Consider the following 16,396-nt stretch of genomic DNA (forward strand, 5'->3'; position numbering starts at 1 on the left):
AGACAAACATGGGATACAAAAACAACAACACAGGATATTTAGATGGATTATTACAATCCAGAGCGGTAATTAAGAAAAACAATTTTGCCATTCTACCGCACGATGGCTTAGTAAATAATGTCATTCCGGGATTTGAAAACTGTGATTGCTCAATTTTAGGTTCTAAACAAATTGGCGCAAATTTTGTTGATTATATCATCACAATGAAAAAAGATGGGGAAAATAATCGAGGATTTGGTGGAGAAGGTGTGGAGACATTTGTCTACGTGATTCAAGGAGAATTGGAAGTTCGTGATGATAAAGAAACGCATAAACTTACAAAGGGTGGTTATGCTTATTTTCCTGTAAGTCAATTGATGTATTTGAAGAATGCCCAAGAGGAACCAACAGAGATTTTCCTTTATAAGAAACGTTATCAACCATTAGAAGGTTATGAAGCACATAAAGTGGTAGGTAACATGGAAGATATTGAACCTGTTCAATATGAAGGGATGGAGGATGTTTTATTATGGGACTTCTTACCTAAAGACCTTGGTTTTGATATGAATTTCCATATCTTGTCATTTGAACCTGGTGCAAGTCATGGTTATGTTGAAACCCACTATCAAGAGCATGGTGCTTACCTACTTTCAGGTAAGGGGATGTACAACTTAGATAATGAATGGTACCCCGTTGAAAAAGGGGACTACATTTTTATGGGTTCTTATGTACAACAAGCTGCATATGCTGTTGGTCGAGGAGAACCATTAGCTTATGTATATTCAAAAGATTGCAACCGCGATCCTGAAATTTAAGGCAGAGGAGCATATAAATGGAAGAAACAGTTACTGTACAACCAAATGAATTACATCGATTAATCCAAGCAAAATTAGAAAAGGCTGGATTGAAATCAGAGCATGCTAATGAAGTTGCCAATCATCTTGTTTTTGCAGATGCAAATGGGATTCATTCACATGGTGCTGTTCGTGTAGATTATTACGCTGAACGAATCGCTAAAGGTGGCGTCAATCTTGAGCCGAAAATTACTTTTGAAAAAACGGGACCAAGTACTGGAATCGTTCATGGGGAGAATGGTGTCGGACAATTTGTGGCGTTGAAGAGTTTAGACTATGCAATCGATGTAGCAAAAGAATCGGGGGTTGCAGTCGTTGGTATTCATAAAATGAGTCATAGCGGGGCGCTCTCTTATTACGTAAAAAAAGCTGCGCAACAGGATTTAATTGCAATTTCGATGTGCCAATCTGATCCAATGGTTGTGCCATTTGGCGGAAAAGAAAATTATTTTGGGACAAATCCGATTGCTTTTGCAGCACCACGAAAAATTGGTGATCCAGTTGTTTTTGATATGGCAACAACAGTACAGGCATGGGGCAAAATTTTAGATGCACGTTCTAAAAACAAAGATATTCCAGACACATGGGCAGTCGATAGTGAAGGGAAACCAACTACCAATCCTCATGATGTTCATGGTTTATTACCAATTGCAGGTCCGAAAGGGTTTGGTTTAATGATGATGGTGGATATTTTGTCGGGGATGTTATTAGGGTTACCTTTTGGGAAGAATGTGTCGTCTATGTATAACGATTTGACAAAAGGTCGTGATTTAGGACAAATTTTCATCTTAATTGATCCCAAACGTTTTACAGATGTAGCGCAATTTAAAGAAAATATTGAAACAATGGTAAATGATTTACATGCAATTCCAACAGCAGAAGGTTTTAAACAAGTGTATTACCCGGGTGAAATTAATCAATTGAATTTTGAAAATTATATGGAAAGTGGTATTCCTATTGCGACCAGTGTTTATGATTATTTGAAAAGTGATACGGTCCACTTTAATAAATATGGTGGCTCGAACGCTTTTGCTGAAAAAGAATAAAGAGAACAAGATTTCTCTTGTTCTCAGATGATTACTGTTCCAAAGTCTCTTCTGATAACTCTAAGGCAAGTCGAATGTCAAGACTAGTTACTGAGTCATGAATGTCTTTTCCAAGGAGTTGCGAACAACGCTCAATACGATATTTAATTGTGTTTCGATGGACAAATAGAGCTTTGGCTGTCTGAGTAATTTCACATTGACAGTCTAAATAGTATTTGAGTGTTTTTCGTAATTCGATAAAAGCATCTTCTGAAGGGTATGCTAATTCTTTCAGTGTACTCTCGCAAAAATAGTGGATATCTGTCATATTCATTTTTTCAAATAAATTGCGCATTCCGCGTGGTTGGTAGTAAGCAATTGGCTTCTCTAATGTGAGCGATGTTGTTAATAGTCCGTTATAAGCATGTTCTGCTTCAATGAATGATTTTGCTACTTGTTGAATATTATCGTAGACATTTCCAATACCAAATACTAGTTGAATGCCAATAGTTGCTTTTAGTTCATTCATATTTTTTAATAAAATATCCTCTACGTTATCTAGCTTATGTTGAATAAGTAAGGCAAAATGATTGGTATTTTTGATTTTAAATAAGCTCATATCTTTGATTTGCGGAGTAAGTGATTCTTGTAACCATTGAAAAGCAATTTGACTTTCTTCTTCTTGATAGCGGATTTTTTTTGACTCATAGTTATGAATAGCGATGTAAATAATACGATAATGTCGGGCTTTAACTAATCCATAGTTGATGCCTAAATCAAGCCAATCACGTTCTTTAGGAGAAGAGGATTGTTGATACTCTATCATGCGTGTCAAAAAGTCAGTTTTTAGATGATCTAAAGACTCTTGAATTTTTTGGTTTTTATACAGCATAAATGACAGTACTAATTTTGCTTGATCAATAGCAAAATCAGAGACTGGATAAGGTATTTGTTCCGGATTCAAAATCATAAGGTAGTGTGGAAAATAGCTATTACTTTCAACAGGATAGTATGCAACTTGCAATTTTTTATTATCTGAATCTTTAATTAATAATGAGTGCTCTTTCTTTTGAAACCACGAGAAACTACGTTGTAATAATTGGCTAACATAATAATTTGCAGATGCGGTAATTTTAGAAAAATGCTTTGAATAAGCCATTATTTTCTTGCATGGATCCAGTAAGATAACTGGTGCATTGACTAATTCGCCAAAACTATCAATGAAGCGTTCGTAACTCACGTCATTTACTAACATATCAGAAAATTCCTTTTGAATATCTAGCGCATAACTTAATTGTTCAGTTTTGGTATATCGTAATAAATTCAGCAATTGATGCAACAAACTACCTAACGGAATGGTACTAGGTATTTGCACAATAGGTAATTTTTTTTGGTTAGCATATGTAACAACATCAGAATCAATTGCTTCAATAAATCGTCCAACTTTGATTCCTAACCCAGCAGCCTGCTTTTCTTTTAACGAATCAATGAGTGTTAAAAGCTCTTGCTGATTATCTTTGTAAGACATCGCTGTTGTTAAGATGAAGGTTTTTTCAGGAATATAGTGTGCAATATCTGGTGTTTCCGTAATCTCGACGCTCTCGATTTCATTTGTAGCGTCTGCTGAATTGGTAAGTAAGGTTAAATTTGTAAAGCGAGGAATCGTTAATAAATCGATTAAGGTTTTCACAAAAACATCTCCTTTTGGTCATTATATAAAAAAAGGTGTAGAGACTCAAATTATTCTTTGGTTAAAATCGCTCATTTTAGACGCAAATTGTGCAAAAGTGACAATATATGTCTAAAACTTGAGAGAATGAATTAATCTTGTTGTATTAGCTGATATTTTCTTTGAGATATTCATATCTGAGGATGTGACGATACAATGAAACTACTCGAAAATCTATAAAAATAATTAACTGTAAAGCAATTTACATGGATGGAGGAAATAGGATGGAAACAAAAACAGTTCATTCTGGTATGGAGTACTGGAAAAAAATAATTATTTTGCTTTGTTCAGGTTGGGTGACAATTTGGATTTATCGTTCAGCATTAGCACCAGTATATCCACAAATTAATGATTCGTTAGGTGGCGGTATTTCTGACAGCGCCTTAGGATCAATTTCAAGTTTTTATTTTTTAGGTTATGTGATTATGCAAATTCCTGCTGGATTTCTAGTCGACAAAATTGGTAAGAAAAAAGTTTTACTACCAGGATTTATTTTATTTGCAATAGCAGCATTTTTAATCTCGCAAGCAACAAGTATTGGAATGATTTATGCAGGAAGTTTCTTAGCCGGAATTGGTTGTGGTTCATTTTATGGAGCAGCATATTCTTTAACATCACAAAATATTCCGCAAGCTAAAAGAAGCTTTTCTACAGCAATTGTAAACAGCGGTTCTGCAATTGGTTCAGGTTTTGGCTTAATTTTGTCTAGTTTATTAGTTGTTCAAATGCAAATGCCTTGGCAAACCATGATGTATATTTCAGTTATATTAATTATTTGTATGTTAATTGCTTTTGCTTTGATTATTCGAGGAAATAAAGACGATGTAGCTTTTATTGAAAAAATAAAATTAGAAGAGAAAAAGCAAGCAACACCCGAAAAAGTCAAAGAAGATGTGTCATTCAAGAGCTTGTTTGCACCACGAATGTTATTTACCTATATTTTATATTTTGCCACATGCTACGCTTATTATATGACAGTTACTTGGTTACCTAATTTCTTAGGTACTGAACGTGGATTCAAAGGAGTAGCGATTGGTTTTTCTGCTTCATTGGTAGCTTTTGCATCAATTCCTGGAGCATTACTATTTAGTCGTTTAGCTGACAAATTTATGAATAAAAAGATTCAATTTATCGTGGTCTTAGAATTATTGGCAGCAGCAATGTTATTAATTACTGTGCAAGCAACCAACCAAGTCTTTTTATTAATTGCTTTAATCTTATATGGATTCTTAGGAAAATTAGCGGTAGAACCAATTATTATTTCTTGGTTAGGAGAAAATGCACCAAAAGTTGGAGTTGGTACGACACTAGGTGTATTTAACTTCTTTGGTATGATGTCTTCGGTTATTGCGCCTCGCTTAACAGGGTCTATTTCAGATATGACGGGTTCAAAAGAAATGGGTTTTTATATTTCAGTTGTACTGCTGGTTGTTGGAACATTGCTATTTTTATCAGCAAATATGAAAAAATCTAAATAATTTTTAAATAAAGTATGTGAGAATAAGCTACTCTCACATACTTTTTCGCTTTAAGGATAAAAATTGATGTTAAAATTTGGACAATGTACTATTGTAAGCGTATTCCCTTAACATTTAAGATAAAGGCAATAAAACAATGCTTGTATTGTTTTAAAATGAGCACAGAAATGAGGAAAAAGTATGATGGAGAAGAAAGGGCCAGCAGGTGTAAAAGTTAGCAATAACTATTGGATGAAAGTTGTTGCAATTTTCTTTGTTGGTTGGATACTGATGTACGCAACACGTACAATTTTTAACCCGGTTATGGGAATTGTTGGAGAAGAATATGGCTTAAGCAATACACAATTAGGTTTAGCAAATAGTGTGTTCTTTCTAACATATGCAATTGCTCAAATTCCATTTGGAGCAATTGGAGATAAATATGGCCGTAAGTTAGTCATCACAATAGGATTTTTAGTTTTAGCAGCGATGACATACTTAACAGGTATTGCTTCAACATTTGTAATCTTTTTAATGATTCGTGCGTTTGCTGGAATTGGACAAGGAGCATATTATGGACCTCAGTATGCACTATCTACAGAAGCAATTCCTGATAAAAAACGAACAGTAGGGAATGCAATTATTAATAGTGGGATGGCTTTCGGAACATCTGGGGGTTATTTATTATCAAGTAAATTAGTACTAGAAAACGGCGAGCATTGGAGTAAGCCATTCTTCATTATGGCTATTCCGACATTAATTGTGAGTATTATTTTTTATACAATGCTTAAAGAAAAAGTAATTCGTCCAGAAGATGTGGGTAAAAAAGAGGAAACAGACAACGAAAGCCAAGCAAAAGTATCTCTAGGTGCAATTTTTTCTAATCGTAATTTATTAGCAGCTTTCATTCTATGTTTCGCAAGTATCTATGCAAACTTTGTAATTATTACTTGGTTACCTCAATTTTTAATTGCCGAGCGTGGATTTGAAGGTTCAAGTGTTGGTTTCATTTCTTCATTAGTTCCTTGGGCATCTATTCCAGGAGCATTACTATTTGCACGTATCAATGATAAATTAGGAAAAACAAAATTGATGGTTTACTCATTAGTACCTTTAGCAATTCTTTCTGTTTTTGCTATTGCATTTGTACAAGATCGTTCCATTTTAATTGCTATGCTAGTTTTATACGGTTTGACTGGGAAATTGGCATTGGATCCAATTATTGTGACATATGTTACGCGTAATGCACCGAAAGGGTCTTTAGGAACAACTTTAAGTGCATACAACTTCATTGGAATGTCAGGTTCTATCTTAGCACCGTATTTGACAGGTTATTTAGCAGATGCGACAGGTTCTATGCAGATTGGTTTTTATGTAGCTAGTATTTTATTAATTGCCGGATTAGTTTTATTCTCAGTGTTGGCTAAAGAAAAATCAATTCAATAAAAACTGAGGGACTAGGCAACAGAATGCTGTTCAAATTATGAACAAGCATTCTGTTGCATAATCATTCTGCAAGCCAGAATGATTGGATGTAAAGGGAATAAAAAGATTAGCTGAGTTACACTATAAATCGAAAGATAAAAAAACAGGATGAATCACAAGTATTTGTCTGAACGTTTTATATCAAACGATTAGTAGTGTAGCTCTTTTTGTAATTGACGAATAAAAAAGAAAAGATTAACCTATAATTAGAGTAAAATTAAAGGAGATGTTGAATGTTATGGATTTAGAGAAAGTATTAGCCGATAATATTGCCAACCTATCAGCGATTGGCAGCGACCCAACTGGCGGAATGACACGCCTTTTGTATACTGATTCTTGGTTAGAAGCGCAAAAATTTGTAGAAACACAATTAACCAATGCAGGACTAACAGCTGCATTTGATGAAGTAGGAAATTTATTTGGTCGTGTAGAAGGAACAAAATACCCAGAAGAAACCATCTTATCTGGTTCACATATTGATACAGTTGTGAATGGTGGAAATTTAGATGGACAATTTGGTGTGATTGCAGCCTATGTAGCGATTCAATACTTATTAGAAACTTATGGCAAACCATTACGTTCTTTAGAAGTGATTTCAATGGCTGAAGAAGAAGGTAGTCGTTTCCCAACCGTTTTCTGGGGAAGTAAAAATTTTGTGTGCGAAGCAAAGCGTGAAGATATCGAAGGGATTAGTGATTTTGAAGGGAAAAAATTTGTCGATGAAATGCATCGCCAAGGATTTGATTTCCGTAAGGAAGCAACAGAAAAACGTGACGATATCAAAGCGTTTGTAGAAATTCATATTGAACAAGGCAATGTGTTAGAAAATGAAGCGTTACAAATTGGGGTGGTGAATAATATTGCTGGTCAACGACGGTACACCATTGTCTTAAAAGGTGAAGCGAATCATGCTGGAACGACCCCTATGGGCTATCGTAAGGACGCTGTATACGGTTTTTCTAAGATTTGTGGAGAAATCATTGACCGCGCATTGGTCGTCGGAGATCCGCTTGTAGTGACCTTTGGAAAGGTGGAGCCAAAACCGAATACGGTTAACGTCGTTCCGGGAGAAGTCTTATTCACGATGGATTGTCGTCATACTGACCAAGAGGTGTTAAAGCATTTCACCGAAGAAGCGGAAGCGTTGATGAAAGCAATTGCCGAACAACATGGTCTATCGATTGAGATTGATTTATGGATGGATGAAGCCCCAGTACCAATGGATGAAGCGATTGTAGCAACGGTAGAAAAAGCAGCGCAAGCAGAAAACATGGACTACAAAGTAATGCATAGTGGTGCGGGACATGACTCACAAATTATTGCGCCCCATTATCCATCGGCAATGATTTTTGTGCCAAGTATCAAGGGGATCAGTCATAATCCAGCGGAAGCAACCAAGGAAGAAGATTTAGTTGCAGGTGTGAAAGTCTTAGCAAAAGCATTGTATGAATTAGCGTATAAAGAATAGAGGAGAGTCTGGAATATCAACCTTATTCTAGAGGTTATCTTAACCTAATATAGCGTTAATTATAAGAAAAGTAAGTATTTTTTAGAATTGTTTTTATTTTAAAAATAATCAAAAAATATTTGTATTATGTGCTAGAAAAGAATAAAATTATAATAGGAAATAAGAAGGGGTAATTTTTATGTTTAATGAATTAGTAATACCAAGTAGAACAATTATGACACCAGGGCCAGTTGAATCAAATCCTGTCGCTTTGCAAGCAATGAGTTCCAGAATGTTAGGACAGTTTGATCCAGCTTTTCTAACAATTATGAACAATGTCAAAGAAATGATTAAAATTCCATTTGGGACAAAAAATAAGCAAGCTTTTGCAGTAGATGGGACGTCTCGTTCAGGTTTAGAAGCAGCATTAATTGCCTTAATTGAACCGGGAGATAAAGTATTAATTCCAGCTTACGGACGCTTTGCTTACTTATTAGGTGAAATTTGTGAACGCGCAAAAGCAGAGATTAAGTATCTTGAAAAAGATTGGACAGGAACTTTCGATCAAGAGGATGTTATTGAAGCGATTAAAGAATTTCAACCAAAAGTTGTTGCCATGATTCATGGTGAGACAGCCAACGGTCAAATGCAAGCGATTGATAAGATTGGTCCATTCTGTCGTGAAAATGATGTCTTCTTTATGGTCGATATGGTTGCAACGTATGGGGGTGTGCCAATTCATGTGGATGAATGGTGTGTCGATATTGCCGTTGCTGGTACTCAAAAATGTATTAGCGTACCATCTGGGTTGGCATTGGTCACTTACAATGACCGTGTTGAAGCTGTGTTAGATGCGCGTTACCAAAAAGAATTAGGTTTAAGTAAAGATGATCGTAATGAAAATCACATTGCAAGTAACTATCTTGATTTAAGTCAATTACAACGTTACTGGAGTGATGAACGAATTAATCACCATACCGAAGCAACCAACATGATTTATGGTTTGCATGAAGGATTACGTTCGATTATCAATGAAGGCATGGAAAATGTTTTTGCTCGTCACGCACAAAATGATGAAGCGATTGTGGCAGGAATTAAAGCCATGGGTTTAGGATTTTATGGTGATTTAGAAACAAAAATGCCAACAGTTACGCCAGTAATGATTCCTGAAGGTGTGGATGGTGAAGCCATTCGTGAATTGCTATTAGAGCAATTTGGTGTCGAAATTGCATCTTCCTTTGGGGATTTAAAAGGAAAAGTATGGCGTATTGGTAATATGGGTTATAGCAGTCGTCATGAAAATGTCCTACATGTATTAGCAGCATTAGAAGCTGCTTTGATTTACTATGATGCACCAATCAATCAAGGAGCAGCAGTCAAAGCCGCTTTAAATGTATATAAAAGAAGTAATTAATGGGTAGTTATGGAGGGAAAGAATGGAGAAAAAACAAGTAAACTCCGGTATGGAATATTGGAAGAAAATTATCATCTTGTTATGTTCAGGATGGGTAACAATTTGGATTTATCGCTCGGCTCTATCACCGGTATTTCCACAAATTAATGAATCTTTAGGGGGGAACATTTCGGATGCCGCTTTGGGTTCAATTTCTAGTTTCTATTTCTTGGGGTATGTGATTATGCAAATTCCAGCGGGATATTTGGTAGATAAGATTGGGAAGAAGCGCGTATTGATTCCTGGATTTATTTTATTTGCTCTAGCAGCATTATTAATCTCGCAGGCAGCTAATATTTCAATGATTTATGTTGGAAGCTTTTTAGCAGGAATTGGTTGTGGTTCTTTCTATGGTTCGGCCTATTCATTGACATCACAAAATATTCCAGCAGATAAAAGAAGTTTTTCTACAGCTATTGTTAATAGCGGTTCGGCGGTAGGTTCAGGCTTTGGTTTAATTTTATCAAGTTTCATCGTTGTTCAAATGAAAATGCCTTGGCAGACAATGATGTATATCTCAGCAGCGTTAACTGTATGTATGTTGATTGCTTTTGCATTAATTATTCGTTCGAATAAAGATGATGTAGCTTTTATTGAACGAGAAGAAGCAAAAGCGAAAGCTGCGGTATCAACAGAAGAATCGAAGCCAACAATTTCACCAGCTAAGTTGTTTGCACCAAAAATGTTATTTACGTATGTCTTATACTTTGCAACTTGTTATGCATACTATATGACGGTTACTTGGTTACCAAACTTTTTAGGAACAGAACGTGGATTTGAAGGAGTAGCGATTGGATTTTCTGCTTCGTTAGTTGCCTTTGCTTCAATTCCAGGTGCACTATTCTTTAGTCGCTTAGCTGATAAATACATGAATAAAAAAATTCAATTTATCGTGGTATTAGAATTATTAGCAGCTGCGATGCTATTGATTACTGTTCAAGCAACGAACCAAGTATTCTTATTAATCGCTCTAATTTTATACGGATTCCTAGGAAAATTAGCAGTAGAACCAATTATTATTTCTTGGTTAGGAGAAAATGCACCAAAAGTTGGAGTTGGTACGACACTAGGTGTATTTAACTTCTTTGGTATGATGTCTTCGGTTATTGCGCCAAGTCTAACAGGTAAAATCTCAGATATGACGGGTTCAAAAGAAATGGGTTTTTATATTTCAGTTGTTTTGTTAGTTGTCGGAACCGTATTGTTCTTACTTTCTAATATGAAACAAGCGAAAAAAGCTTAATGAATAGAGAGAAATGAGAGGTAAAGAGTACCTCTCATTTCTTTTTTTGATTTTATCTATTGTAAAAAAACGAATGAAATTTAATTTTTTTTAGTGTGAAGAATGACGAATTTGTTAAAAGCGGTTACACTATAGGTAGATATTAATAAAGGAGGAAGGTATGCTTGGAAAAAACAGATTATCAAATGACACCAGAAGAATTGGCTATCTTAGAAAAACGAGGATATAATCAAGATTTGTTGCCAAAGCCGTTTGAAAAAAGAGACATGGGCTGGAAAAATTATTTTACGTTGTGGATGGGATCAGTTCATAATATTCCAAATTATACAGCAGTTGGTGGATTTTTATTTTTAGGATTGTCTCCTTTGAATGTCATGGTTGCTCTGATTATCAGCTCGATTGTTGTTGCAGCATTTATGACAATTAATGGCAAAGCAGGTTCGAAATATGGTATCCCGTTTGCATTGCATTTACGTTCAACGTATGGGGATGTCGGAGCTAAATTACCAGGTTTTTTAAGAGGTTGTGTGGCGGCAATTGCGTGGTTTGGGTTACAAAACTTTACCGGTTCATTAGCGTTACTTATTTTAATTGGTAAAATTTGGCCACAATTTTTAACAATCGGTGGTGATACAACGCTTTTGGGGATTAGCATCCCAGGTTTGATTGCATTTACTATTTTTTGGGCAATTAATGTATTGATTGGTTTTGGTGGTGGCAAAATTTTAAATCGTTTTACAGCTGTTTTAAGTCCGTTAATTTATATCGTCTTTGGAGGAATGGCGATTTGGGCGTTTCGCGTCAGTGGAGATATTAGTGAAATATTGACTTATGATACCGTGGGGGCAACCCAAAACGTACCAATTATCTTTGGTTATTTAATGGTGATTAATTCAGTATTAGCTGTTTGGGCGGCTCCTGGCGCAAGTGTGTCAGATTTTACTCAAAATGCTAAATCGACAAGAGACCAAGTTATTGGACAGACTGCTAGTTTAGTAGTTGGATATATTATTTTTGCGATTTTCAGTGTAGTGATTTTAATTGGTGGTTCGATCCATTATGGCATTCAAGAATGGAATGTATTGAATATTATTGAGCGATGGGACAATACTCCAGCCATTATTATTACGATGTCTGTTTTTCTATTAACGACGGTATCGACGAATGCAACAGGGAATATTATCCCAGCAGCTTATCAATTAACCGCGTTGTTCCCTAAAAAAATAAATTACCAAAAAGGCGTATTGATTGCCAGCATGATTAGTTTCCTTATTATGCCATGGAAGTTGATGGAAAATTCGGATAGTATTTTTATCTTTTTGAATACGATTGGTGCTGTTTTGGGACCGGTTGCTGGTGTGATGATCGCTAGTTTCTATTTTGTTAAAAAACAAGAGATTAACTTGAATGACTTGTATATGGACACTAGCAACAAGAATACAAAGAATATTTACAAAGGAATCAACCAATCGGCATATATCGCGACTATCGTGGGACTTATCTTGTCCTTAAGCGGACAATTTATTCCAGCTTTAAAAGCTATTTCGGATATTTCGTGGTTAGTTGGTTTTGGATCAGCGTTTACTATTTATTTACTTTTACCAAAAAAATCTTCTAAATAGAAGAGATAATTATAATTGGAGGGAAGCAAGTATGAGTTATGATTTAGTCATTAAGAACGGTTTAGTTATTTTAGAAGGTGGCGAAGTCCAGACAGATGTTGCTGTGAAAGATGGTTTGATTGCAGCAATTGGTGATGGATTGGTTGGCGACAAAGAAATCGATGCGAAAGGATTAATCGTGAGTCCGGGAATGTTGGATGCTCATGTACACATCACTGATCCAGGAGGCGGTTATCGTGATGAATGGGAAGGATACATTACTGGAACGGCCGCATGTGCCAAAGGTGGCGTAACTTCTTTTATGGAAATGCCTTTAAATCAAATTCCAGCAACATTTGACGGTGATTCTTTACAAGTCAAATACAATGCAGGAAAAAATAAATTAAAAGCAGACGTTGCTTCATTCGGCGGTCTAGTTCCATTTAATTTAGATGGTGGTATTCAGGAATTAAATGACGGTGGCGTGGCTGCGTATAAATGCTTTATGGCAACTTGTGGGGATCGTGCTATTTCAGAAGACTTTATGAATGTGGATGATTATTCTTTATATGAAGGGATGAAACAAATTGCTAAAACTGGAAAAGTCTTAGCAATTCATGCCGAAAATGCAGCAATTACCGATCGTTTAGGTGAAATTGCTTATAAAAATGGGGAGACAACCTTAAAAGCTTATGTCGCAACACGTCCTGTCTTTACCGAAGTTGAGCCAATTCGTCGGGCGATTTTATTAGCAAAAGAAACAGGTTGTCGCATTCATATCTGCCATGTCGCTTGTCCTGAAGGTGTAGATGAAGTAACCAAAGCGCGTGAAGAAGGTGTTGATGTCACGTGTGAAACGTGTACGCATTATCTATACTTTGAAACAGACGAGCTAGATGCTATTGGACCAGTCGTAAAATGTTCACCACCAATTCGTGATAAAAAAGCGCAAGACGGTTTATGGGAGAAATTATTGAACAATGAAATTGCTTTTGTGACATCAGATCATTCACCTTGTACACCAGATTTGAAAGATACAGACAATGCATTTGATGCTTGGGGTGGTATTTCTGGTGTTCAAAACAATGTGGATGTTTTATTTGATGAAGGGGTACAAAAACGCGGGATGAGTTTGACGCAATTTGCAGATATCATTGCTAAAAATCCAGCTGATCGTTATAATTTAACGCAAAAAGGCCGGATTAGTATTGGCAAAGACGCAGACTTTGTCTTAATTAAACCAAATGCTCCATACACGTTAAAAGTAGAAGATTTAGAATATCGTAACCCAATTAGTCCGTATATTGGACGTGAGATTGGAGCACAAGTTGTTCAAACAATATTACGTGGAGAGGTTGTTTATAGTCAAGAGACAGGCGTGACAAGTGAATTTTCAGGTAAGTTCATCAAAAAATAATCGAAAAAAGCGTTGTGCATTGTACAACGCTTTTTTTCTATGCTTTGACAGGATTCTTCAATGGTTCAAAAGAAAAGTTATTAGGACCAGTGATTTGACATTCAATGGTATCGCCTATTTGTAAAGGCGTAGAAGCGGGTGTTCCAGTCATTAAGACATCTCCGGCTTGCCAGCCTTGGATTTGACTAATTAAGGCAAGTTGGCGTGCGGGTGAAAAAGCCATGTGATTGACGGTATCTCGTCCTAGCTCTTTTCCGTTCAAAATAGTATGAACAGTTAATGCAGAAACATCAGGAACTTCATCAGGTGTCACTAATTGCGGTCCAAAACTAAAGAAGGTGTCAAATGATTTGGCAATTGCCATAAAGCGCGGATTACGTAGTAGAATGGATTTTTCAGTCATATCTAGTGCTGTAGTATAGCCAACAATATAATCTTGCCAATTTTCTTCGTCAATATTTTTGGCTTCAGTACCTAAAATAACTGCCAATTCAGCTTCACCAGTCGTTAACGGTTCAGCTGATAGTTTTGGTAGCACGATAGAATCATTATTGCCAATAATTGTATTTGCTGGTTTGAAAAAGCTACTTGGAAAATCAGTGGGGATTTCGGTAGCTAGCGCACTTGCTTGGCCCATATAATTTACACCAATCCCAAAAATTTGATTCGGATGACGATACAAAGGACCATAGGTGATGTTGTCAAACGGTAAAATCAAATCTGTTTGTGTATTCAACCAATTGTGTTCTTCGAGGAACCAATCTCTTAAAGGCAAAATTCGTGCTTCTTTAATTAACGTTAGTAAATTTTCTTGGTAGATAGCACCAATTCGATCCGTTAAGGCAGTCAAAGGAACAACACCTTGCTTGACGACAATCACAGGGTATTCTTGGTTATTATCAATGATAGTTGACAGACGCATAGATAAACCTCCTCTTTTTTTGTTTATCATAACGTGTTTTGTAAGAACAAACAATAGGGAACGCTTTCTTTAATTAAAGATGTAATATTTTTATAGTATGTTCATAATCAATTTATGAGCAAAAATATATATCCCTAGTTTAGAATTGTGTATAATTGTTATTGTTTTGTGTTTTCTTAGTGTTTGTTTTAAATAGAAATTCGCTTTTTGGATAAAAAATAGCCAGTTGTTTTAGCACTTTATCCAATGAAAACGCAAACAACAACGATTAAAATAAGAGTAACAAATGAGTAAAGAAGGGAGGATATTTTGATAGCGTTATTTTAAAATGATCGTTTAATGTTACAAAGCAATTATTTTTTTATGGCATTTCACAAAGTAATTATAAAATATAACTCAAAAAGGAGTGTTTCTAATGAAAGTACCTAAAAAATTAGGTTTTATTCTCACGGTTATTGTACTAGGTATTCTTTTTCCGACAGTTACCTGGGCAGATACAATTGACAAAATTGCCGCACCAACTGGTTTTATGGCTGTCTTAACAATTGTTCCTTTAATTGTCGTGTTAACTTTATTGTTCTTAAAAGTAGATATGATTATCGCCGGATTGGCCGGTGGTGTGCTAGCAATGATTATTGGTGGGGTTGGTTTAGCAGAAGCAAATAAGCAGTTGCTAGAAACAATTCCAACCATGTTAAGCATTACAGTGCCAATTATTAATTCAGCAGTAGCGATGGCTGTATTTAAGTCGGGTGGTTATTCAGCGGCCTTGACGTTGGCTAAACGTGGAACCAAAGGAAAAGTTGAATGGGTTTCAGCGTTTATCGTGGTCTTATTAGCCGCAGCAACGTATATGTCAGGAATTGGTGGCGGAAGTGCGATGGTTATTGCTCCGTTAGCTTTTGCGGCAGTAGGCGTGGTACCTGAATTGATTGCAGCAATGTCTTTAGCTGCAGCAGTATCCTTTACGACTTCACCAGCTTCTTTAGAATCAAGTATTGTTTCTAAACTAGGAAATTTAGAGGTTAGTGATTATGTAGCAACAATGCGTCCTTACTGGTTAGCATTTGTTGTTTTAGCCATTGTCTTAGCTTTTTGGGGAACAAAGCGCCGAAACATTGGTTTTAAAGAAGAGGAAAATGATGAGTATGGCACGATGAGTAATGGTCAATTATTCAAAATTACCTTACCTGCTATTTTCTTATTATTTGCCGTCATCTTTGGACCTTTAGTGAATGATGTGACAGGGATTGTGATGTTTACTCCATTAACGTATATGATTGTTACGCTAGCGTTGATTTTCATTTGTACTAAATTCAATATGAATCAATCAGTTGAAGCTATGGTTGATGGTTCGACTTATATTTTAACACGTTTATTCCAAGTCGGAATTTTCTTGGCATTTATTAATGTCATTGCTCAAACTGGAACATTTGCGGTAATTGCTGGTTTGGCAAATGCTGCGCCGACAGCTATTGTCGTACCGGTTGCGGTATTGACGGGTATTTTAATTGGAATTCCTGCGGGAGCATACGTTGGTTCGGTATTAACATTGGTTTTACCAGTCGCAGTATCGTTAGGATTTTCACCAGTTGCTCTAGGCTTTGTAACGATTGGTGTTGGTTTGGGAAGTCAAATGAGTTTTGTAAATATTACAATGCAAGCTTTGTCTTCAGGATTCCAGTTACCAATTCTTGATATTGTAAAAGGTAACGTAAAATGGATTAGTCTTGCTTCAGTTATTCTATTGATTGTATCGTTCATTTTTGCTTAGGTTGAAAAAG

Annotated in this window: 12 protein-coding genes; 10 read left to right on the top strand and 2 right to left on the bottom strand. The window is 35.9% G+C overall.

The window, feature by feature from the left end:
- The first annotated feature begins 8 nt into the window (after positions 1–8).
- Together allE and allD are read left to right on the top strand one after the other, a co-directional pair.
- Entirely contained in the window at positions 9–794 is a 786-nt protein-coding gene (gene allE / locus BAU17_RS10190; RefSeq protein WP_161902719.1) for a (S)-ureidoglycine aminohydrolase, read from the top strand.
- A gap of 17 nt (positions 795–811) precedes the next feature.
- Positions 812–1,879 (top strand): ureidoglycolate dehydrogenase, encoded by a 1,068-nt coding sequence (gene allD / locus BAU17_RS10195; protein ID WP_161902720.1) that lies wholly within the window; start codon positions 812–814, stop codon positions 1,877–1,879.
- Positions 1,880–1,910: 31 nt separating this feature from the next.
- Here the strand turns inward: allD and BAU17_RS10200 are convergent, their stop codons facing one another.
- Positions 1,911–3,548 (bottom strand): PucR family transcriptional regulator, encoded by a 1,638-nt coding sequence (locus tag BAU17_RS10200; protein WP_161902721.1) that lies wholly within the window; start codon positions 3,546–3,548, stop codon positions 1,911–1,913.
- Positions 3,549–3,811: 263 nt separating this feature from the next.
- Between BAU17_RS10200 and BAU17_RS10205 the strand changes: the two genes are divergently transcribed.
- The 7 genes from BAU17_RS10205 to allB all read left to right on the top strand — a co-directional run bounded on the left by BAU17_RS10205 (position 3,812) and on the right by allB (position 13,690).
- On the top strand, positions 3,812–5,065 hold the full coding sequence (locus BAU17_RS10205) for an MFS transporter (RefSeq protein ID WP_161902722.1): 1,254 nt from the start codon (positions 3,812–3,814) through the stop codon (positions 5,063–5,065).
- Positions 5,066–5,245: 180 nt separating this feature from the next.
- A complete protein-coding gene (locus BAU17_RS10210) occupies positions 5,246–6,490 on the top strand; it encodes an MFS transporter (protein ID WP_420022108.1) in 1,245 nt (414 codons plus the stop codon).
- A 277-nt stretch (positions 6,491–6,767) separates the two neighbouring features.
- Positions 6,768–7,997: an allantoate deiminase gene (allC, locus tag BAU17_RS10215; RefSeq protein WP_161902723.1), complete on the top strand. Its 1,230-nt coding sequence runs from the start codon at positions 6,768–6,770 to the stop codon at positions 7,995–7,997.
- 178 nt (positions 7,998–8,175) lie between these two features.
- Positions 8,176–9,390 carry a pyridoxal-phosphate-dependent aminotransferase family protein gene (locus BAU17_RS10220; RefSeq protein WP_161902724.1) on the top strand — a complete coding sequence of 405 codons (1,215 nt, stop codon included), beginning with the start codon at positions 8,176–8,178 and terminating at the stop codon, positions 9,388–9,390.
- A gap of 22 nt (positions 9,391–9,412) precedes the next feature.
- Positions 9,413–10,672, top strand: a complete 1,260-nt coding sequence (locus BAU17_RS10225) for an MFS transporter (RefSeq protein WP_161902725.1) — start codon at positions 9,413–9,415, stop codon at positions 10,670–10,672.
- A gap of 164 nt (positions 10,673–10,836) precedes the next feature.
- The gene (gene allW / locus BAU17_RS10230) at positions 10,837–12,294 is read left to right on the top strand and encodes an allantoin permease (RefSeq protein ID WP_202622316.1); all 1,458 of its coding nucleotides are present in this window, start codon (positions 10,837–10,839) and stop codon (positions 12,292–12,294) included.
- 31 nt (positions 12,295–12,325) lie between these two features.
- Positions 12,326–13,690 (top strand): allantoinase AllB, encoded by a 1,365-nt coding sequence (gene allB / locus BAU17_RS10235; protein WP_161902726.1) that lies wholly within the window; start codon positions 12,326–12,328, stop codon positions 13,688–13,690.
- A gap of 37 nt (positions 13,691–13,727) precedes the next feature.
- Here the strand turns inward: allB and BAU17_RS10240 are convergent, their stop codons facing one another.
- The gene (locus tag BAU17_RS10240) at positions 13,728–14,612 is read right to left on the bottom strand and encodes a fumarylacetoacetate hydrolase family protein (RefSeq protein ID WP_161902727.1); all 885 of its coding nucleotides are present in this window, start codon (positions 14,610–14,612) and stop codon (positions 13,728–13,730) included.
- Between the two features lie 415 nt (positions 14,613–15,027).
- Here BAU17_RS10240 and BAU17_RS10245 point away from each other — a divergent pair, with 415 nt between their 5' ends.
- The gene (locus BAU17_RS10245) at positions 15,028–16,386 is read left to right on the top strand and encodes a citrate transporter (RefSeq protein WP_161902728.1); all 1,359 of its coding nucleotides are present in this window, start codon (positions 15,028–15,030) and stop codon (positions 16,384–16,386) included.
- Positions 16,387–16,396 lie beyond the last annotated feature (10 nt).

Origin of the sequence: Candidatus Enterococcus willemsii, from assembly GCF_009933335.1 — a bacterium.
GTDB classification, from domain to species: domain Bacteria; phylum Bacillota; class Bacilli; order Lactobacillales; family Enterococcaceae; genus Enterococcus_F; species Enterococcus_F willemsii.